This window comes from Paracoccus xiamenensis, assembly GCF_011308835.1.
GTDB lineage: Bacteria > Pseudomonadota > Alphaproteobacteria > Rhodobacterales > Rhodobacteraceae > Paracoccus > Paracoccus xiamenensis.
Map to the genome: position 1 here is coordinate 118079 of NZ_JAAOHY010000008.1, position 18794 is coordinate 136872.

Consider the following 18794-nt stretch of genomic DNA (forward strand, 5'->3'; position numbering starts at 1 on the left):
AATGGGACGCCTGACCGCAGCATTTGCTCTGGCTTTCTATCTGCTGACCGGCATGTCGGCGCAGGCCGAAATCCTGCCCGCCGAAGACATCGCCGCGCGCATCGACCCCCCGTATTTTCTTGGCGACGAGATCGCCCCAGGCATCTGGCAGTTGACCGGGCTGGACAAGGTGCGGGCCGGCACCGTCATCCAGTCCGAGGCATTGGCCCCTTTGCCGGGCTTTTCGGGTGCCGCGATCAATACCCTGATCGTGATGGGGAATGACGGCACTTTCCTGCAGGTCGAACTGCTTGACCATAACGAGCCGATCTTTGTTTCAGGCCTGGGTCAGGCGCCATTTGACGACTTCATTGCGCAATATGTCGGGCGCTCGGTCACGGATCGTTTCAGCATCGGCACCCCGGCCCCCGGCGTGCAGGAACTGGACGGCGTGGCCAAGGCCACGGCCTCGGTCAGGATTGCCCACGAAAGCATCCTTGCCGCCGCGCTGGAGGTGGCGCGGGATTCGATTTCGGGGCTGGACAGGCCACCCGCCGCAAGCCCCGACCCCGATTATCGCGAACAGCTGAGCTGGCAGGATCTTCTGGATCAGGGGCTGGTCGGCAGGCTTCGCGTGACAAATGCGGAAATCGACGCAGCTTTCGCGGGTACCGTCTGGGCTAATGACGACCCCGAAGCGTCCGCCGATCCCGAGGGCATCTATCTGGACCTCTACCTTGTGGATCTCGGCCCGCCCAGCATCGCCGCGGCAGTGCTGAGCGATGAGGGGCAGGCGCGTCTTGATGCGTTCCGCGAGATCTCCCCGGATGCCGAGCCGTTGCTGCTGATCGATGCCGGGCGGCACGGATTGGTGGGCGAGGACTTCGTGCGCAATACCGCACCCGCTTTGATCGGGCTGATGCAGGACGGATTCCCGTTGGAGCTTCGCGACAGCGACCTTCTGTTCACGCTGAAACCGGACCTGCCGCAGGGCGCGGCGATGATCCTGCGAACCGACCGCCGGCTGGGCTTTGACCCGGCGCGCGAATATCAACTGACGGTGCTGGCCGAACGCGAACATGGCGTCTTCCAGCCAGAGACCGGCACCCAGGAACTGCGCCTTTCCCACGCAACGGATGCGCGCTTTTTCCTGCGCCCTGTGGAGGCGGTCAAGATGTCGCCGCTTCAGGCCACCCTGCTTGCCCGCTGGCCGGATCTTGTGGCCCTGGCCGCGTTCTGTGGGCTGACGCTGACCCTTTTGCTGCGCCAATCAGCCACAGCGGGCAGCCGGCATTTCGGGGCGATCCGGCTGGCGGTTCTTGCCGTGACCCTGGTTTTCGTCGGCTGGTGGGGGCAGGGGCAGCTTTCGGTCGTCACCGTCACCGGGACGCTGCGTGCGGGGCTGCAAGGGCAATCGCTGGGCTTTCTGCTGTATGATCCGTTCTCGCTGATGCTCTGGGGTGTGGCGCTCGCCTCGGTCCTCGTTTGGGGGAGGGGGTGGTTCTGCGGCTGGATGTGCCCGTTCGGTGCCCTGCAGGAACTGACTCATGCGGCGGGTCGGCGGCTGGGCCTGCGTCCGCTGGTGGTGCCGGATCGTCTGGATCGGCAGCTGCGCCGGATCAAGTATCTGGTGCTTGCCCTATTGGTCGTATCCGCCTTTGCCGCGCCCGGCCTGTCCGACAGCCTGAACGAGGTCGAGCCGTTCAAGACCGCCGTCACCACCTATTTCCTGCGCGACTGGTTCTATGTCGCCTATGCGCTGTTCTGGATCGTCGCCGGCCTGTTCCTGTTCAAAAGCTTCTGCCGCTATGTCTGCCCGCTGGGTGCCTTCTTCGCGCTGACGGATGGGCTGCGCTTCGCGGACAATATTCCACGGCGCGCCGAATGCGGCAGCCCGTGCCAGCTTTGCCGGGTGCGCTGCAAATATGGTGCCATCCGCAAGAGCGGCGAAATCAGCTATGATGAGTGCTTCCAGTGCCTCGAATGCGTACAGATCCATGACGACGCGACGACCTGCGTGCCGCTTGTGCTGGCGGCGCGGAAGGGCGCGCGCAAGGTGGCGGCATGAAGCGGCGGCGCTTTCTGGCCATAGCGGCGGCGGCGTCATTGGCAGGCCCTGCGGCCGCTGCGCCGGTCCGCTGGGACGGGCTGGCCTTTGGCGGTGACGTTTCGGTCACGATCCGGGGTGGACGCGCGGCGGATGCGGCATTGCGCGCTGTCGTGGGCGATATCCGGCGGATCGAACGCAAGTTTTCGCTGTTCGATCCCGACAGTGACCTCAGCCGGCTGAACCGCACTGGGGCGATATCGATGGATGCCGATTGGCGCGTGATCGTGCAGCATGTCGACAATCTGCATCGCGCCACTGACGGGATTTTCGATCCCACGGTGCAGCCGCTCTGGCGGCTCATGGCATCGACTTCGGGAACGCCCGGCGAAGCGGCATGGCGAGAGGCCAAGGCATTGCTGGGATGGAACAGGGTTCGCCATGTTGGCGGGCGTCTGCAACTGGATCGCGGTCAGGCGCTGACGCTGAACGGCATTGCGCAGGGCTTTGCCAGCGACCTGATCGCCGAGCGGCTGCACCTTGCCGGCTTCGACGAGGTGCTGGTTGATCTGGGCGAGTTCCGGGCCGGTCGTGCAGGCCAGTGGCGGGTCGGGATCGACGGGCTGCCGGACCGGATGGCACTGCGCAACAGCGCGCTTGCGATCAGCGCCCCGGGGGCGATGCGGTTTGGCGCGGACGTGGCCGCAGGACATATCTTCGATGCGACCGGGCCCGCCCCGCGTCCGGCACGCTGGCGCCTTGCCGCTGTGCATGCAGGCAGCGCCGCCGTGGCAGATGGGCTGTCGACAGGTTTCGCACTGATGGAAGCGGACGCAATCCGCCGGGCCATGATCGGGACATGCCGGCAGGTCCTGCTGGTTTCGGCGGATGGGGACGAGCTGCGGCTGGACGCCGCGACGCCTGCCTGACTAACGCTCAGGCTCTGTATAGGTCGCGCCGTAATCAGCGAAGATCTTGGCCATCCGGCCGTCTGCGATGGCCGCGCCGATGGCGTCGTCGACGCTATAGGCCAGATCGCGATAGGCCTGATGGACGGCGACGCCCAGGGTCCAGGATCCCATGCTGAAACCGGGTATGGGTTCGGCCGAAACCGGGTATTCGGAGCCAGCGGCATATTCCAGTTGCACCCTTGGTCCCATCGCGGCCGCAACCCCGTCCTGGCCGATCTCTCCCACCGCCGCAACCGGATCGGGGACATGGACGATGTTCGGCCTGACCTGCCCGCCAAATGCGCCCGACAGGAAGAAATCGCTGATACTGTCATTTTCGACCGCGACCTTGTCGAAACGGAAATAGGCGGGGGTCGGCGGCGTGTCAGGATAGATTGCCGGATCATAGGCGATTGCGATGCGTTCCTCGAAATACTGGCCGGTGATGACGACCATCTCGTTCCGGCAGGCGAAGTCGATATTGTAGGGTACATGCATCAGCACGTTGACGATGGGCGCGCCAAGCTTCGAATGCTGCCAGAGATAGGTGCGCATATCGTTGTCGACATTCTCGCCCGCCTGAACCAGTTCGAAGCGCGCCTCCAGCCCCATCTCGGCGGCGATGATCTGGCCCAGATCCACGTCGATGCCAGCCGGCGCGCCATCTTTCAGGAAAGAGAAGGGCGGAAAATCCTCGTAGACGCCGAAGGTCATATAGCCCTGATCGAAAATCTGATCGAGCTCCTGCCCGACGATGTCGCGCCCGGTATTCTGCGGCGGTGGCGGCGCGTCGAGGCCGCTGGGGATGTTTTCGCATTTCGCCAATGCCGGAGCGGCGGCAAGGCACAGCCATGCCGCCGCACTGATGGCTGCCCCTCGGATGATGCCCGATATCAATTTGCCGCCGACAGGCCGATGGTCAGGGTCTCGGCAGCCGCACGATGGGCGGGTGCGTCGCCCGTCAGCGCATTCGCCGCGCGCAGCGCGATGCTGTCGGTGCGCCCCTCGCCGTATGCCGTCGGGATCTCGGCCGACATGGTCGAAAGCTCGTCGCGGATCGTCGCCGTCTCGTCGGTGAATTGTGCTGCATCCCCGCCGCCCTGCACCTCGGTTCCGATTTCGGCCAGCCGGTCGCGGATCTCGGTCAGGCGCGCGTTCAGGCTGTCATAGGCGCCATCCTCGGGCCGGCTTTCGACATAGGTCTTGATCGCCCATGCCGCCTTTTCGTCCAGCACCTCGCCAAAGCCCGGCATCTTGGTGGTGCCGTCCTGCGTATAGCCGTTGATGAAGCGTTCCAGATACCATTCATCGCCGAATTCGTTCGGCTCAAGATAGCGCAGGTCGGGGGCCAGGCCACCCGACACGGCGCCCAGCCCATGACAGCGCGCGCAGTTCTGGGTGTATCCGGATTCGCCCACCGCGACGACCTGCTGCCACACATCGTCCTCGGCTTCGCGATAGGGGTTTTCCATCAGCCATTCCCCGCCTGCGCTTTCCAGATCGGGCAGCGCATCGGTATTGACCGGCTGCGGCGCGACATCGCCATGTGCGAAGGCGGCACCGGCAAGGCCGATCAGGATGACGGGAAGAAGTCGCTTGCTGTGGTGCAGTCCGGTCATGGTGGCTCTCCTGCTTGTGCTTGCTGTCTGCGTCGGCCGGCGCGCTGCCGGTCCGGTTTTCTTCCCCAGAGCTTCGTGGCTGAGACACCCGAGGCGCAATGCGACCTTCGGACAGGTTGGCCGTTTTCGGTATCCGACCTTGGTCGAATATGGCCGCAGCGACACTTTGCTAACCTGCTGACAGCAGAGGGAAAGGACGTTCCGGCGTGAAACTGTATCCGATCATCATTTTCGCAGCCGCCGCCACGCCTGCCGCCGCGGTCGAGGTCAATGTCATCTATCTGGAACGCCAAACGGTGCGGCCGCCCGTGCTGTCCAACCTGGACGAACGCCCCGAGGATCTGGGCATTGCCGGCGCGCGGCTTGCGGTCGAGGACAATTCCAGTTCCGGCAAGTTTCTTGGCCATGACTATCGGCTGGACGTCCTGCAAGTCGCGCCAGAGGACGCATTTGATCCCACGCTGCTGGGTGACGCGGACCTGATCATCGCCGATGCGCCGCCTGCCGACCTGAACGCGCTGGCGGATGCCAGGCCCGATGCGCTGATCTTCAACGCCACCAGTTCCGACAATGGCCTTCGGGCGGGTGGTTGCCGGGTGAACCTGCTGCACGCGACGCCTTCGGACGCCATGCTGGCCGATGCGCTTGGCCAGTTCGTCGCCAGCCGCCGCTGGGAAGACCTCGCCATGATCGTCGGGCCACGCGACGGCGATGCCGCCCTTGCCGAGACCTATCGGCAGTCGCTGGCAAAGTTCGGCGCGGCCATCGACAGCGAGAAGGTCTGGCCCTTCGATGCCGACCTGCGCCGGTCGGCCGGGGCCGAGGTGCCGCTGTTCACGCAGGAGTTGGGCGATTACGACCTGCTGCTGATCGCTGACGGCACCGATGATTTCGCCCGCTACGTTCCCTTTAACACCTGGCTTCCGCGCCCGGTCGCGGGTGGGGCGGGCCTGCAGGCGAAGGGCTGGGCGCCGGTGGTCGAACAGGCGGGTGCTGCGCAGTTGCAAAGCCGTTTCGTGGAACTGGCAGGCCGCGACATGGCGCCCGAGGATTTCGGCGCCTGGGTCGCCATGCGCAGCATTGGCGAGGCTGTCACGCGCACGGGCAAGGCCGATGCCGCCAGTATCCGCGCCCATGTCCTGTCGGATGAATTCGAACTCGCCGCATTTCTGGGTCGCCCGCTCAGCTATCGCGGGTGGGACGGCCAGCTTCGCCAGCCGATCCCGCTGGTGACGGCAGAGGCCCTTGTCGCGCAGGCCCCGCTGGAAGGGTTCCTGCACGAGGTGAACGAAATGGATACGCTTGGCGTCGATCGCCGCGAAAGCGAATGCCGGGCTTTTGACGGAGGATGACCATGCGCCCCATTCTTGCCGCCCTGACGCTGACCACCTTTCTGACGCCCGCAATGGCGGATGAGATCTGGGTGACCAACGAAAAGGACGATACCGTCAGCGTGATCGACGTCGCCACGCAGGAGGTCATCCAGACCTACCCGACGGGAGAGCGTCCGCGCGGACTGACCTTCGCGCAGGATCATTCCGTTCTGTATATCTGCGCATCCGACAGCGACACCGTGCAGGTCATGGACCCCGATACAGGTGAGATCCTGCACGAGCTGCCCTCGGGCGAGGATCCCGAACAGTTCGTCCTGCATCCCGACAATCGGCACCTTTATATCGCCAATGAAGATGATGCGATCACCACCGTCGTCGATACCGAAACGCGCAGTGTGGTCGCGCAGATCGACGTGGGGATCGAGCCCGAGGGGATGGCGATTTCGCCCGATGGGAAGGTCCAGATCACCACTTCGGAAACGACCAATATGGCGCATTGGATCGACACCGAAACGAACCAGATCTTCGCCAACACGCTGGTCGATGCCCGCCCGCGCGATGCCGAATTCGCCAAGGACGGGGCCGAGCTTTGGGTTTCGGCGGAAATCGGCGGCACGGTGTCTGTCTTCAATACCGCCGATCAATCCGAGATCACCAAGATCGCTTTCGAGATCACCGGCGTCCATCCCGACAAGATCCAGCCCGTGGGCATGCGGATGACACCCGACCAGAAAACGATGTTCATCGCGCTTGGCCCCGCCAACCACATCGCCGTGGTCGATGCCGAAACCTACGCGGTGCGCGATTACATCCTTGTCGGGCGGCGCGTCTGGCACATGGATTTCTCGCCCGACAACAGCCTGCTGTTCACCACCAATGGTGTGTCCGGTGATGTCACTGTCATCGACGTGGCATCGGAAAAAGCGCTGAAGACGATCAAGGTCGGGCGCTTTCCCTGGGGTGCCGCGGCGCGTCCCGCCAGCAACTGACGGAGGAAAATCATGCTGAAACCGATGACCGCCATGGGCCTGGCGCTTTGCCTTGCCTTGCCCGCCGCCGCGCAGGATGCCGATGATGACGACGCTCTGCCGGCGGGTCTTCTGGCGGGACCGAACAAGCAGGATCTGCCCGAGATCATCCTGTCGGTCGGCGAACCGCTGGGCGAGCCATGGGCGCTGAAATCTGGCGGCTATTACGAGGTCGAGATCACCTCGGACGGATCGGGAGAGATTGCCCTTGCCGGGGCCGCCTTCCTGCGCGCCATCTGGATCGACGAGATCGTCATCGAGGGGCTGGAGATCCGGCCGTTTGGCCTCGACAGTCTGGAATTCGACGAGGCCGGGACGATGGAGATCGGCTTTGTCGCCATCAAGCCCGGCAGCTATGAACTGGCGGTGCCGAACGGTGGCGAGACGCAGCGGCTTCAGATCGTGATCGAATAGGCGATGTCCGGGCTGAACATCGCCGATGTCAGCTTTGACTATGGCGCCAAGCGCGCGCTGGATGGGGTCAGCCTTACGGCTGAACCCGGCCGGTTCACGGCGCTGCTGGGGCCGAACGGTGCCGGGAAATCGACGCTTTTCGCGCTGATCAGCGGTCTGATCGCAACGCGGCGGGGTAGGGTGCTGGTCGAGGGCTTCGACATCGCCACCAATCCACGCGCGGCGCTGAGCCGGCTGGGCATCGTGTTTCAGGCGCAGACTTTGGATCTGGATCTGACGGTGCGCCATAACCTGCGCTATTTCGGCGCGCTGCACGGCATGTCCGGCAAAGAACTGGACCACCGCATCGACGCCGCAATGGACCGGCTGGACATGCGCGACCGTCTGGCCGAGCGCGCGGCCGAGTTGAATGGCGGTCATCGCCGCCGGATGGAGATCGCCCGCGCGCTTCTGCACCGGCCCTCGGTTCTGGTGCTGGACGAGCCGACCGTGGGGCTGGATGTGGCCTCGCGCATGGCGATAACCCGGCATGTCCATGACCTTGCGGCGGATGAAGGGCTGGCCGTCTTCTGGGCCACGCATCTTGTCGACGAAATCGCGGATGGCGATCACCTCGTGTTGCTGCACAAGGGCAGGGTGCTGGCGGCGGGGCAGGCAGGCGCCTTACGCGGGCAGGTGCCGCTGAACGACTGGTTCCTGGGTCAGACGCGGGTGCCGGCATGAGTTACCGTATCGCGCTGACCGCCATAACCCTGCGAGAGCTTCGCCGCTTTCTGTCCCAGCGGGGCCGGTTTTTTGCGGCGCTGGTGCGACCACTCGTCTGGCTGGTGGTCTTTGCCGCCGGGTTCCGCGCAGCACTCGGCCTGTCGATCATTCCGCCCTACCAGACCTATATCACCTATGAGGTCTATATCACGCCGGGGCTTTGCGGGATGATCCTGCTGTTCGCAGGCATGCAGAACGCGCTTTCGCTGGTCTATGACCGCGAGATGGGGACCATGCGATTGCTGCTGAGCAGCCCCTTGCCGCGCCCGTTCATCCTGTTCGCCAAGCTGTTCGCGGGCACCGTGGTTGCGGTCGCGCAGGTCTATGCTTTTCTCGCCGTCGCCGTGCTGATCGGGGTGGATATTCCGCTTGCGGGGCTGGTGTTCATCCTTCCGGCACTGATCCTGTCGGGTATGATGCTGGGTTCGCTGGGGCTGTTGCTGTCGGCGACCATCTCGCGGCTGGAAAACTTCGCCGGGGTGATGAACTTCGTGATCTTCCCGATGTTTTTCCTGTCGACGGCGCTTTATCCGCTGTGGAAAATGGCCGAAAGTTCGCCACTGCTGCGCGATATCTGCGCGGTGAACCCGTTTTCCCATGCGGTCGAGTTGATCCGCTTTGCCCTCTACGGCCAGATCGCCCCGGTCGCGCTGTTGGTGGTGCTGGGTTGTGGCGCCGTCTTCTTTGCACTTGCGGTTTTCTTCTATGATCCCCGGCGCGGGTTGCAGCGCAGCAAGGCCTAGGCGGTCTGCATCTGCGGCATATCCCCGGACTTGCAAACCAATCTGGCCGGCTGGCCCGTCAGTTCCGCGCGCCGATCGGCAAGCTGGCGCGCCTCGTGTCTGCTATGGGTCACGAAGATCGTCGCCGGGCGATGGCTGTCGATCAACTCGCGCGTCAGCATCAACAGGTCGGCGACGCGGTCGGGGTCCAGCGAGGTGAAGGGCTCGTCAAGGATCAGGATGTCGGGCGGTACCACAAAGGCCCGTGCCAGCGCCACGCGCCGGGCCTGACCCAGCGAAAGGGCGCGCGGATAGGTGTTTTCGTGACCCGCCAGTCCGACGCGGGTCAGCATCTGACCTATCGCGGCGGCACTCGCGCGGGTCGTCAGGCGGATATTGTCGCCGACATTGCGCCAGGGCATCAGGCGCGGCTCCTGAAAGACCATGCTCATCCGGCCCGTGGCTTCGACACGGCCATCAAAATCATCGTCCAGACCGGCAAGGATGCGCAGAAGCGTCGATTTGCCCACGCCCGAGGGGCCTTCTATCGCAAGCACCTCGCCCCGCGCGACTTCCAGCGCGATGGGGCCGAGCACCTGTTTCGCGCCGAAGCGCTTGGATTGAATTTCGGCCCGGATCATGGCGCGCGCCAGCGTCTGGCCGCGCGTTCCAGCGGCTGCATGACCAGCCATTCGATGGCCAGCATCACGATGATGAAGGCGAGCGCATAGGCGATGACGCGCGGTATGTCGAACATCTGGAAATAGAGATGGATCTTGAAGCCCATGCCGGAACCGCGGCCCAGAAACTCGACCACCAGCACGATTTTCCAGATCAGCGCCAGACCCGACCGCGCCGCCCCGGCCAGCGACGGGGCAAGCTGGGGCAGGATCAGGTGGCGCAGCCGGTCGCCGCGGGACATGCGGTAAGCGGCGGCCATTTCGTCAAGGTCAGGGTCGATGACCTTCGCGCCCTCGCGCACCAGCACCGTGACTAGCGGGACCTTGTTCGCAACCACTGCGACGATGGCGGCGGTTTCGCCCAGGCCCAGCCACAGATAGGACAGCACGATGGTGACAAGCGCGGGGATGTTCAGCGCGACCACCAGCCACGGATCGGCCCAGGCGTTCAGCCGGGCGCGCGTCCCCATGGCGAGCCCCAGTGCCGCGCCAATCAGCATTGCCAGCGCGAAGGAGATGGCGACCCGGCCAAGCGTGATGCCCAACTGATAAGGCAGCGCGCCCGAAAGGGTTTCGGAAACGAGGATCGGCAGGATCTGGGCTGGTGACGGCGCGCGCGTGGGATCATTCAGCAGATAGGCCAGCACCGCCCAACTGCCCAGAAGCATCAGGATTGAAACAAGCGCCGTAAGCCCGCGCCGGGCGGCGGGCGCGGACTGCGTGGCACGACCGGGGGCCGGCCGCGCTTTGCCGGTGACGCTAGTTAAAAAGGCCATCGGGCAGCTCGGTCATGTCGCCCACAAGATCCGGCCCCCCCAGACGCGCCATCAAGTCGAAGGTCTTGGCGACCTGCTGCACGTCGACCTCTGCAACCGATGGAATGCCGGCACGGTAGCCCGCCTTGAGCGCCGCAAACTCGGCATCGTCCTTGGCGTTCATGCTGGGCCGCAGGGCGTCCCAGGCGGCGTCATCGGTGGCAAGGATTTGCTTCGCCTCATTCGAGGCATCGGTCAGCCCCTTGATAAGCTCGGGCGCAACATCTCCGCGCACGACATAGCCCAGAAGCGGGATTTCAGGGTCAAGCCCAAGCGCCGCTGCCGCATCCGCGACCGACAGCAGCACCCGCATCCCGGCGGCCTCTTGCTTGGCGTTGAAATGCCAGAAGTTGATTGCGCCCGCGACATCGCCATCAAGCGCCGAGGCCATGATAAGGGGCGGCGCACCAAAGACCGGTTCGGTCCGTTCGGCCAGATCAACCCCGTATTCCTGCAGCGCATAGGCGCGCAGGATGATCCAGGATTTGTCCAGCGGACCGCCCGCGATGCCGATTTTCTGGTCGAACAGATCGTCAAGGCTGTCCATGTCGCTGTCGCCCGCGACCATCACGCCGCCGACGGCCGTCGAATAGGGAATGAAGACGAAATCCTGTCCGGCTGCGCGCATTTTCGCGGCCCAGATCCAGTCCGACACGATGGCATCCGCTTCGCCGCCCTGAAGGGCGATGCGGGCGGCGTCATTGGCTGCCACGCCCATGACCGACATGGTCAAGCCGTTCTTTTCGTCCAGGCCGTTGGCGCGGATCGTGTCCAGCTCCCAGTTGACGGTCCCCGATTCCAGCGTGGCGATTTTCAACTCGGCAGAATGCGCGGCGCCAAGGGCCAGCATCGACAGACAGCCCGTGATCGCCCCGAGCGCAAGTCTCTTGAAATCGCGCATCGCATTCCCTCCGATTCTGCGGCTCCGCTTTTCGGATGATCCGGCATCGTCCGGTATCGCGCCACGCGACCAAAGTCGTAGCGACCAAGGTCGCATATGCGCCGGAGGGGCCAGGGCGAATACTGCGCGAAGAACGACTTTCAGCGGAGGAGGATGAAAAATGTTCGGATCGCGCTCGCGTATGCTCAAGGCTGCGCTGCTGTCCGCCGTTCTCAGCGGTGGCGCAGCACTTGCCAATGTGACGGAAGAAATGATCGCAAATGATGCGACCACGACCGACCAGATCGTGACCAACGGGATGGGTCGCGACCTTCAGCGCTTCAGCCCGCTGGAGATGGTCAACAAGGAAAATGTCGGCCAGCTGGTGCCGGCCTGGGTCTTCTCGATGGGCGGGGAAAAGCAGCGCGGGCAGGAAACCCAGCCGCTGATCTATGACGGCATCATGTATGTCACCGGCTCCTATTCGCGTCTTTATGCGATCGACGCGAAAACGGGCGAGGAGCTTTGGCAATATGATGCCCGCCTGCCCGAAGGCATCCTGCCCTGCTGTGATGTGGTCAACCGGGGCGCAGCCATCTGGAACGACAAGATCATCTTCGGCACGCTGGATGCGCGTCTGGTCGCCTTGGATCTGAAAACCGGCAAGGCGGTCTGGCGCGACGAGATCGCGGATTACAAGGCCGGCTATTCCTATACCGCCGCGCCGCTGATCGTGAACGGGCTGGTCATCACCGGGAACTCTGGCGGTGAATTCGGCGTCGTCGGCGAGATGCAGGCGCGCAATGCCGATACCGGCGAGCTGGTCTGGACGCGTCCAGTCATCGAGGGTCATGTCGGCACGATGAACGGCGAAGAAACCACCATGACCGGCACGCTGAACGCGTCATGGGAAGGGGACGCCTGGAAGACCGGCGGCGGCGCGACCTGGATGGGCGCCAGTTACAATGCCGAAACCGATACGGTGATTGTCGGCACCGGCAACCCCTCGCCCTGGAACTCGCATCTGCGGCCCGGTGACAACCTGTATGCTGCCTCGCGTATCGGGCTTGATCCGGCCACGGGCGAGATCAAGTGGCATTTCCAGACCACGCCCAACGAAGGCTGGGACTTTGACGGCGTGAACGAGGTTGTGCCCTTCACCGCCACCGATGGCACCCGGCAACTGGCGACCGCCGACCGCAACGGGTTCTTCTATATCCTGAACGAAGCCGATGGCGGCTTTGTCCGCGCGACGCCCTTTGTCGAACAGGTGAACTGGGCCAGCGAGATCGGCGCCGACGGCGTTCCGGTCTGGAATGTGGCCAACCGTCCGGGCGATCCGGCTGCGGCAGCCGATGGTGCCAAGGGCGAGACGGTGTTTGCCGTGCCGGGCTTCCTTGGCGGCAAGAACTGGATGCCGATGGCCTATTCGCAGAAGACCGAGCTGTTCTATGTGCCATCGAACGAATGGGGCATGGATATCTGGAACGAGCCGATCAACTACAAGAAAGGCGCCGCCTATCTGGGTGCGGGCTTTACCATCAAGCCGCTGTTCGAGGACCATATCGGCGCGCTGAAGGCGATCGACCCCAACACCGGCGAGGTCAAGTGGACCTACAAGAACGCAGCACCGCTTTGGGGCGGGGTCATGACCACCGCCGGCGGTCTGGTCTTCACCGGCACGCCGGAAGGCTTCCTGAAGGCATTCGATGACGAGACCGGCGAGGAACTGTGGTCTTTCCAGACCGGCTCGGGCGTCGTCGGCCAGCCTGTCACCTGGGAAATGGACGGGCAGCAATATGTCGCCGTCGCCTCGGGCTGGGGTGGGGCCGTGCCGCTCTGGGGTGGCGAGGTCGCGAAGAAGGTCAACTACCTCAATCAGGGCGGCTCGATCTGGGTGTTCAAACTGCCGAACTGAAACGGGTACAAGGGACAGTAAGGGGCAGGCGCCGCGTTTGCGTGGCGCCTGCCTGATGCTGCCATGCTGACGGAATGCCCGGCAGTTGGCCCCAAGGATTCCAGGAAAACGTCGCTTTTCTGGACCGGCTTCATATGGGCCAACGCAATCCGGCTGCTTCCGTGTTCTCTGACCAAGACGTCATCGGACTGTCACCTGTTCGACGTCCGACTGTCGCAAGCGGTGCCTAATTCGTGCCGCAACCGAAACGACAGCGACGGGCGCAGATGCGAATCGAGGCAAAGGGAATCACGCGGATCTTCGGCGCGACGCGCGCCGTCGATCAGGCGAGCTTTACCATCGACCGACCAATGATGATCGGTATCATCGGCAGCTCGGGCGCCGGAAAATCCACGCTTCTGCGTATGATCAATCGCCTGACCGACGCCAGCGAAGGCAAGCTGCTGGTCGATGGGCGCGACGTCCTGGCGCTGAAGGCCGGGGCCAAGCGTGGCTGGCAGGCCGATTGCGCGATGATCTTTCAGCAGTTCAATCTGGTCGGGCGGCTGGATGTGGTGTCGAACGTGCTGCACGGGCTTCTGAACAAGCGCGGGACGCTGTCCACCCTGTTCAACATCTGGCCGCGCGAGGACATCGACCGGGCGATTTCGATCCTGGACCGGCTTGGCATTGCCGAACAGGCGGGGAAGCGCGCTGAGGCGCTGTCAGGTGGCCAGCAGCAGCGCGTCGCCATTGCCCGCGCATTGATGCAGGACCCCCGGATCATTCTGGCCGATGAACCGATTGCCAGTCTTGATCCGATGAACGCGCAGGTGGTGATGGACAGCCTGCGCGCGATCCATGAACAGGATGGCCGCACGGTCATCGCCAACCTGCACACGCTGGATACCGCGCGGCGCTATTGCGACCGGGTGATCGGGATGCGCAAGGGGCGGATCGTCTTTGACGGCACGCCCGAACAACTGACCACCGGCGTCGCCCGCGACATCTACGGCGCCGGTGCCGAGTTTTCCGAAAAGGCAACCTCTACGGCCATCGACGGACCAGCCGCCGGCGATCGTGCCTATGCCGAGCGGATGATGGCGGAATAATTCTCAACAGGAGATGAAAATGAAACTCACCCTGATCGCTGCGCTGATGGGCGCGGGCCTGGCCATCCCGGCCGCCGCGCAAGAGATTGCCGGCTTCAATATCGGCGTGCTGGGCGGCGAAAACGCCCAGGACCGCATGACCAGCAACGAATGTCTGCGCAAATATGCCGAGGAAGAGCTGGGCGTGCCGGTCAAGCTGTTCACCCCCGCCGATTATGACGGCGTGATCCAGGGCCTGCTGGGCGGGACGCTGGACATGGCGATCCTTGGCGCCTCTGGCTATGCCAAGGCCTATCTGACCGATCCCGAAGCGGTCGAGCCGGTTCTGGTCAAGACCAATCTCGACGGCAGCTCGACCTATTTCTCGGTCGGTTTTGCCCGCACCGACAGCGGCATCACGTCCATGGACGACATGAAGGACAAGGTGCTGGGCTTTGGCGATCCGAACTCGACCTCGGGCTATCTGATCCCGGCGGTCGAGATGCCGAAGGCCGGCTATTCCGTTCAGCCGGGTGCCTATTTCTCGGATGTGAAATTCACCGGCGGGCATGAACAGACCATCGTCGCCGTCGTCAATGGCGATGTCGCGGGCGGCGTGACCTGGGCCGACGGTCAGGGCGAATGGGAAGACGGCTATAACTCGGGCGCGCTGCGCAAGGCCGCCGATTCCGGCATCGTCGATATGAACGACATCGTGGAAATCTGGCGCTCGAACCCGATCCCGGAAGGTCCGCTGGTGCTGCGCAAGGCGCTACCGCAGGACGTGAAGGACAAGATGACCGCGCTGATGGCGGGCCTGATCGAGACGGACAAGGAATGCGCCTATGGCGTCGCCAGCGGCGAGACCGCCGGCTTCACCCCGGTCACCCATGACGCCTATCAGACCATCATAGAGGTCCGTCAGGCCGAAGAAGCCGCCGGCAGCTAAGCCCCGGCACCTGCGGCGCGGGGGTGATCCCCGCGCCGCTTTCACTTGCGGAATTGCCATGACTGACACCATCCAGATTTCTGCCGAATACCGCGCCGCTGCCGGTCGCAAGCGGCTGTATTCGGGGCTGCTCTGGGCGGTCTTTGCGCTTCTGATGATCTCGGGCTTCGGGCTTGCGAATGATCGCAATGCCGGCGGTTTCTGGGCCGGATTGCCGCAGATCCTCGACTTTCCCGCCGAACTTGTGGCCGAGGCCGCAGCCAAGGCCGCCAACCTGCCGGGCCTGATGCTGAACGCCGTCCCGGCCCTGATCGAGACGATCAACATTGCCGCCGTGGCGACCCTGATCGGTGTGATCGGCGGCGGCATCATGGCGCTGATCTCGACCCCGGGTCTGGCACCCTGGCCGCGGCTGATCCCGGTCTTCCGGCGGCTGCTGGACATTGCCCGCGCCATACCGGAGCTGGTGATCGCGCTTGTCTTCATCTTCATCCTCGGCGGTGGTCCGGTGCCTGCGACGCTGGCCATTGCCTTCCACGCGGTCGGCGCGTTGGGAAAGCTGTTTTCCGAGGTGGCCGAAAACGCCAGCCCGAAGCCGGTCGAGGGCTTGCAATCGGTCGGCGCCAACTGGATCCAGCGCATGTGGTTCGGTGTCATCCCGCAGGTCGCGCCGAACTGGATCAGCTATGCCATGCTGCGGTTCGAGATCAACATCCGCGCCAGCGCCATCCTTGGCTTCGTGGGCGCGGGCGGCATCGGGTATGAGCTGCGCAACGCGATCAGCTGGGGGCAGGGCCGCTATGACGCGGCGGCGGCGATCTTCATCCTGCTGTTCCTGACCATCGTCTTCTTCGACCAGCTGTCCAGCATGGCCCGCGAAAGGCTGGTGCGCGGCAATAGCGGGGGGCGGATCTGATGGCGATGGCGGAACTGAATGCGGGCGTTCATGCCGGTTTCAGGCGGCGGCGGATCATCTCGCTGGCCGTGCCCGGTGTGGTGCTGGCCTACCTGATCTATATCGCCGTCGCGTTTGATCTGGCCGGGCTGGCCACGCGGGCGCGGTGGGATAACGGGGCGCTGCTGTTACAGGACTTCTGGTCCTACAAGACCCATGTGACACGCCAGAACCGGGCCGACGACCCCGAGGTCGTGACCGCCATCGAAGGCATGCGCAATGCCACCTATGCGCCCGGGCAGCAGCCCGATTGGATCACGGCCGCGCCCGATGGCCGCGTGACGGTTGAATTGCAGCGCGACAACAGCGTCACCATCGCCGCGGACGGCGCGGTCACGCTGGACGCGCAGGGCGAGGTCTTCCATATCACGCCCACCGCGACCGGGATCGAGACAGACATCACCGATCCGCCGGACTGGATCAACCTGTCCGACAAGCGCCTGACCGCCACGCTGCCCGCCGGTGCGCGGCTGACCGTCACCCGCTCTCGGACCGAAGTCTTCCGCCGCTCGCCCGGGTGGGAGCTGTTCTTTTTCGACCTTTCCAGCCCCTTTCACGGCAAATCGCTTCCGCAACTGATCGGGCTGGCATTCAGCTCTGATCGGCTTGAACAGGGGCGGCCAAATATCGCCGCCATGGCGCATGATTTCTGGACCAACAGCGTCTGGCATCACGGCGATGTGGCCTGGGCCATGTTCGAAACCCTGCTGATGGCGTTTCTGGGCACGTTTGGGGCCGGGCTGATCTCGCTGCCGCTGGCCTTCATGGCGGCGTCGAATTTCGCGCCCTCGCGTGTGGTGCGGCAGGTCTTCCGGCGGATCTTCGACTTCCTGCGCGGCGTCGATGCGCTGATCTGGACGATCGTGCTGGCCCGCGCCTTCGGCCCCGGGCCGCTGACCGGCAGTCTTGCCATCCTGATGACCGATACCGGCAGCTTCGGCAAACTCTTCTCGGAAGCGCTGGAAAATGTCGACGAGAAACCGGTCGAGGGGCTGCGGTCGACCGGCGCCGCCGCCCTGCCGCGCATTCGCTGGGGGGTGATGCCGCAGATCGCGCCGGTGATCCTGTCGCAGCTTCTGTATTATTTCGAATCCAACACCCGCAGCGCCACCATCATCGGCGCCATCACCGGCGGCGGGATCGGACTTCTGCTGGTGCAGGCGATCCAGACCCAGAAGGACTGGGAGCACGTGACCTATTACATCCTTCTGGTGGTCCTTCTGGTGATTGCCATGGACTGGGTTTCAGGCAAAATCCGGGCGCGGTTGATCAGGGGGTGAGATGCCGAAACTTTCGCCAGACAGGCCGCTGATCCATGCGGGCGCCGAGGTCGTCGACACGCAGTTCGGCGGCTATTGCGAGGTGGGCGAGGGCGCCCGCATTCTAAACAGCACATTCGGCGATTACAGCTATTGCGAGCGGCTGTCCGACATCGCCAATACGACCATCGGGAAGTTCGTTAATATCGCCGCCGTGACCCGGATCGGCCCGACCGATCATCCTATGACCACGGCCAGCCTGCACCACTTCCTGTATCGGTCGGAATACTATTGGGACGATGCGGAATCCGATCCCGATTTCTTCGCCGCCCGGGCCGCCCGGCGCACGGAAATTGGTCACGACACATGGATCGGGCACGGTGCCATCGTGAAGCCAGAGATCCGCATTGGACACGGTGCCATTGTCGCGGCGGGGGCGGTGGTCACCCATGACGTGCCTGACTGGATGATTGTCGCCGGATGCCCGGCAAAACCCTTGCGCCGCCGCTTTCCTGAAGAAATCGGTGACCGGCTGATGCAACTGGCATGGTGGGACTGGGATCACGCCCGCCTGCGCGAGGCCCTGCCGGATTTCCGCCGCCTGCCGGTCATGGAGTTTCTGGACCGCTACGAACCCTGATCGCCGTCCTTGCCGTCAAGGATCAGCGTCACGCGCTCCCCCGCCCACCAGGTCAGCCCGCGTTCGATCATCCGGCCATCGCTGGCGTTGATGGCCTCGGTGCGCAAAAGCGCATCGCCCGGCGCGATCTGAAGGGCCGCTGCCTGCGTTTCATTGGCAAGCGCCGCGGTCATCCGCGTGCTGACGCGGGTGTAATCGGCGATTCCGCAAAACGCCAATGCCCGCGTGATCGAACCTTCCTGCGACAGCGCCGCGAACAGGTCGGGCGACAGATCGGCCGGAAAGACCGACCGGAACAGGGCCATTGGCCGGTAATCCACGGTCGAGACGCCTTCGACGACGTGAACCTCTGCGCCGACCGGGATCGCCAGCGCCTTGGCCTCGGTCCGGTCGCTGTTGCGGGTCGCGATGCTGTCGATGACCCGGCCCGGAACACGGCCCGCCAGTTCGATATTGCGGTGAAAGCGCACACGCTCGCCCAGCCGGTATTCGACCGGCGCGGCGGCCACGAAAACACCCGCGCCCCGGCGTGAAAACAGCAAGCCTTCCTCGGCCAGCACACGGACCGCCCGGCGCAGCGTGTGGCGGTTGACGCCGAAGCGGGCGGCCAGTTGCGCCTCGGGCGGAAGCTGGTTGCCGGGTCGCCACTGACCGGCGGCAATCTCGGTGCGAAGGGTGTCGGCGATGCTCTGCCACAGACTCATTTGTCACCAAATATTCACGGTTCAGGAGTTGCCCGAAACAGGTGATCGGGCTAAGAGATGTCTAGT

Annotated in this window: 19 protein-coding genes; 13 read left to right on the forward strand and 6 right to left on the reverse strand. The window is 64.2% G+C overall.

Features of this window, described 5'->3' with window-relative positions; translation table 11 throughout:
- Nucleotide 1: 1 nt before the first annotated feature.
- Both G7044_RS15265 and G7044_RS15270 read left to right on the forward strand, forming a co-directional pair.
- Nucleotides 2–2047 (forward strand): 4Fe-4S binding protein, encoded by a 2046-nt coding sequence (locus G7044_RS15265; protein WP_166330401.1) that lies wholly within the window; start codon nucleotides 2–4, stop codon nucleotides 2045–2047.
- Nucleotides 2044–2955, forward strand: coding sequence for an FAD:protein FMN transferase (locus tag G7044_RS15270; protein ID WP_166330403.1), 912 nt, complete (start codon nucleotides 2044–2046; stop codon nucleotides 2953–2955). The genes G7044_RS15265 and G7044_RS15270 overlap by 4 nt, the downstream gene beginning before the upstream one ends.
- Here the strand turns inward: G7044_RS15270 and G7044_RS15275 are convergent, their stop codons facing one another.
- Both G7044_RS15275 and pedF read right to left on the reverse strand, forming a co-directional pair.
- Nucleotides 2956–3873 (reverse strand): substrate-binding periplasmic protein, encoded by a 918-nt coding sequence (locus G7044_RS15275; protein WP_235931341.1) that lies wholly within the window; start codon nucleotides 3871–3873, stop codon nucleotides 2956–2958. It abuts the gene before it with no gap.
- Entirely contained in the window at nucleotides 3870–4595 is a 726-nt protein-coding gene (gene pedF, locus G7044_RS15280; RefSeq protein WP_166330405.1) for a cytochrome c-550 PedF, read from the reverse strand. Before pedF ends, G7044_RS15275 begins: the two co-directional genes overlap by 4 nt.
- Before the next feature lie 206 nt (nucleotides 4596–4801).
- Between pedF and G7044_RS15285 the strand changes: the two genes are divergently transcribed.
- The 5 genes from G7044_RS15285 to G7044_RS15305 are packed head-to-tail and all read left to right on the forward strand — an operon-like array spanning nucleotide 4802 to nucleotide 8879.
- Nucleotides 4802–5947: an ABC transporter substrate-binding protein gene (locus tag G7044_RS15285; protein WP_166330407.1), complete on the forward strand. Its 1146-nt coding sequence runs from the start codon at nucleotides 4802–4804 to the stop codon at nucleotides 5945–5947.
- Nucleotides 5948–5949: 2 nt separating this feature from the next.
- Nucleotides 5950–6918, forward strand: a complete 969-nt coding sequence (locus tag G7044_RS15290; protein ID WP_166330409.1) for a YVTN family beta-propeller repeat protein — start codon at nucleotides 5950–5952, stop codon at nucleotides 6916–6918.
- A 12-nt stretch (nucleotides 6919–6930) separates the two neighbouring features.
- Nucleotides 6931–7371, forward strand: a complete 441-nt coding sequence (locus G7044_RS15295) for a hypothetical protein (RefSeq protein WP_166330411.1) — start codon at nucleotides 6931–6933, stop codon at nucleotides 7369–7371.
- 3 nt (nucleotides 7372–7374) lie between these two features.
- Nucleotides 7375–8094 (forward strand): ABC transporter ATP-binding protein, encoded by a 720-nt coding sequence (locus tag G7044_RS15300; protein WP_166330413.1) that lies wholly within the window; start codon nucleotides 7375–7377, stop codon nucleotides 8092–8094.
- Nucleotides 8091–8879: an ABC transporter permease gene (locus G7044_RS15305; protein ID WP_166330415.1), complete on the forward strand. Its 789-nt coding sequence runs from the start codon at nucleotides 8091–8093 to the stop codon at nucleotides 8877–8879. The genes G7044_RS15300 and G7044_RS15305 overlap by 4 nt, the downstream gene beginning before the upstream one ends.
- Here the strand turns inward: G7044_RS15305 and G7044_RS15310 are convergent.
- Genes G7044_RS15310 through G7044_RS15320 form a run of 3 tightly spaced genes read right to left on the reverse strand, consistent with a single transcriptional unit; the run spans nucleotide 8876 to nucleotide 11254 of the window.
- Entirely contained in the window at nucleotides 8876–9499 is a 624-nt protein-coding gene (locus G7044_RS15310; RefSeq protein WP_166330417.1) for an ABC transporter ATP-binding protein, read from the reverse strand. The genes G7044_RS15305 and G7044_RS15310 overlap by 4 nt on opposite strands.
- On the reverse strand, nucleotides 9496–10314 hold the full coding sequence (locus G7044_RS15315) for an ABC transporter permease (RefSeq protein ID WP_166330419.1): 819 nt from the start codon (nucleotides 10312–10314) through the stop codon (nucleotides 9496–9498). Before G7044_RS15315 ends, G7044_RS15310 begins: the two co-directional genes overlap by 4 nt.
- Complete coding sequence (locus G7044_RS15320) at nucleotides 10298–11254, reverse strand: ABC transporter substrate-binding protein (protein WP_166330421.1); 957 nt, start codon at nucleotides 11252–11254, stop codon at nucleotides 10298–10300. The genes G7044_RS15315 and G7044_RS15320 overlap by 17 nt, the downstream gene beginning before the upstream one ends.
- A gap of 181 nt (nucleotides 11255–11435) precedes the next feature.
- Between G7044_RS15320 and G7044_RS15325 the strand changes: the two genes are divergently transcribed.
- The 6 genes from G7044_RS15325 (at nucleotide 11436) to G7044_RS15350 (ending at nucleotide 18024) form a co-directional block, all read left to right on the forward strand.
- A complete protein-coding gene (locus G7044_RS15325; protein WP_328803867.1) occupies nucleotides 11436–13151 on the forward strand; it encodes a PQQ-dependent methanol/ethanol family dehydrogenase in 1716 nt (571 codons plus the stop codon).
- Between the two features lie 266 nt (nucleotides 13152–13417).
- Nucleotides 13418–14242: a phosphonate ABC transporter ATP-binding protein gene (gene phnC, locus G7044_RS15330; RefSeq protein ID WP_166330425.1), complete on the forward strand. Its 825-nt coding sequence runs from the start codon at nucleotides 13418–13420 to the stop codon at nucleotides 14240–14242.
- Between the two features lie 19 nt (nucleotides 14243–14261).
- Entirely contained in the window at nucleotides 14262–15170 is a 909-nt protein-coding gene (phnD, locus tag G7044_RS15335) for a phosphonate ABC transporter substrate-binding protein (protein WP_166330426.1), read from the forward strand.
- A 58-nt stretch (nucleotides 15171–15228) separates the two neighbouring features.
- The gene (gene phnE, locus G7044_RS15340) at nucleotides 15229–16086 is read left to right on the forward strand and encodes a phosphonate ABC transporter, permease protein PhnE (protein ID WP_166330428.1); all 858 of its coding nucleotides are present in this window, start codon (nucleotides 15229–15231) and stop codon (nucleotides 16084–16086) included.
- Between the two features lie 5 nt (nucleotides 16087–16091).
- Nucleotides 16092–17405: a phosphonate ABC transporter, permease protein PhnE gene (gene phnE / locus G7044_RS15345; RefSeq protein WP_235931342.1), complete on the forward strand. Its 1314-nt coding sequence runs from the start codon at nucleotides 16092–16094 to the stop codon at nucleotides 17403–17405.
- 1 nt (nucleotide 17406) lies between these two features.
- The gene (locus tag G7044_RS15350) at nucleotides 17407–18024 is read left to right on the forward strand and encodes an LbetaH domain-containing protein (protein ID WP_166330432.1); all 618 of its coding nucleotides are present in this window, start codon (nucleotides 17407–17409) and stop codon (nucleotides 18022–18024) included.
- Here G7044_RS15350 and phnF read toward each other — a convergent pair.
- A complete protein-coding gene (gene phnF / locus G7044_RS15355; RefSeq protein WP_166330434.1) occupies nucleotides 18012–18728 on the reverse strand; it encodes a phosphonate metabolism transcriptional regulator PhnF in 717 nt (238 codons plus the stop codon). The two genes, G7044_RS15350 and phnF, sit on opposite strands and share 13 nt — an antisense overlap.
- Between the last annotated feature and the right edge of the window lie 66 nt (nucleotides 18729–18794).

Bases quoted from the DNA above. Each gene is read 5' to 3' on its own strand.
- G7044_RS15265 (WP_166330401.1), top strand. From the start codon at position 2: ATGGGACGCCTGACCGCAGCATTTGCTCTGGCTTTCTATCTGCTGACC.
- G7044_RS15270 (WP_166330403.1), top strand. From the start codon at position 2,044: ATGAAGCGGCGGCGCTTTCTGGCCATAGCGGCGGCGGCGTCATTGGCA.
- pedF (WP_166330405.1), bottom strand. From the start codon at position 4,595: ATGACCGGACTGCACCACAGCAAGCGACTTCTTCCCGTCATCCTGATC.
- G7044_RS15290 (WP_166330409.1), top strand. From the start codon at position 5,950: ATGCGCCCCATTCTTGCCGCCCTGACGCTGACCACCTTTCTGACGCCC.
- G7044_RS15295 (WP_166330411.1), top strand. From the start codon at position 6,931: ATGCTGAAACCGATGACCGCCATGGGCCTGGCGCTTTGCCTTGCCTTG.
- G7044_RS15300 (WP_166330413.1), top strand. From the start codon at position 7,375: ATGTCCGGGCTGAACATCGCCGATGTCAGCTTTGACTATGGCGCCAAG.
- G7044_RS15305 (WP_166330415.1), top strand. From the start codon at position 8,091: ATGAGTTACCGTATCGCGCTGACCGCCATAACCCTGCGAGAGCTTCGC.
- G7044_RS15310 (WP_166330417.1), bottom strand. From the start codon at position 9,499: ATGATCCGGGCCGAAATTCAATCCAAGCGCTTCGGCGCGAAACAGGTG.
- G7044_RS15315 (WP_166330419.1), bottom strand. From the start codon at position 10,314: ATGGCCTTTTTAACTAGCGTCACCGGCAAAGCGCGGCCGGCCCCCGGT.
- G7044_RS15320 (WP_166330421.1), bottom strand. From the start codon at position 11,254: ATGCGCGATTTCAAGAGACTTGCGCTCGGGGCGATCACGGGCTGTCTG.
- G7044_RS15325 (WP_328803867.1), top strand. From the start codon at position 11,436: ATGCTCAAGGCTGCGCTGCTGTCCGCCGTTCTCAGCGGTGGCGCAGCA.
- phnC (WP_166330425.1), top strand. From the start codon at position 13,418: ATGCGAATCGAGGCAAAGGGAATCACGCGGATCTTCGGCGCGACGCGC.
- phnD (WP_166330426.1), top strand. From the start codon at position 14,262: ATGAAACTCACCCTGATCGCTGCGCTGATGGGCGCGGGCCTGGCCATC.
- phnE (WP_166330428.1), top strand. From the start codon at position 15,229: ATGACTGACACCATCCAGATTTCTGCCGAATACCGCGCCGCTGCCGGT.
- phnE (WP_235931342.1), top strand. From the start codon at position 16,092: ATGGCGGAACTGAATGCGGGCGTTCATGCCGGTTTCAGGCGGCGGCGG.
- G7044_RS15350 (WP_166330432.1), top strand. From the start codon at position 17,407: ATGCCGAAACTTTCGCCAGACAGGCCGCTGATCCATGCGGGCGCCGAG.
- phnF (WP_166330434.1), bottom strand. From the start codon at position 18,728: ATGAGTCTGTGGCAGAGCATCGCCGACACCCTTCGCACCGAGATTGCC.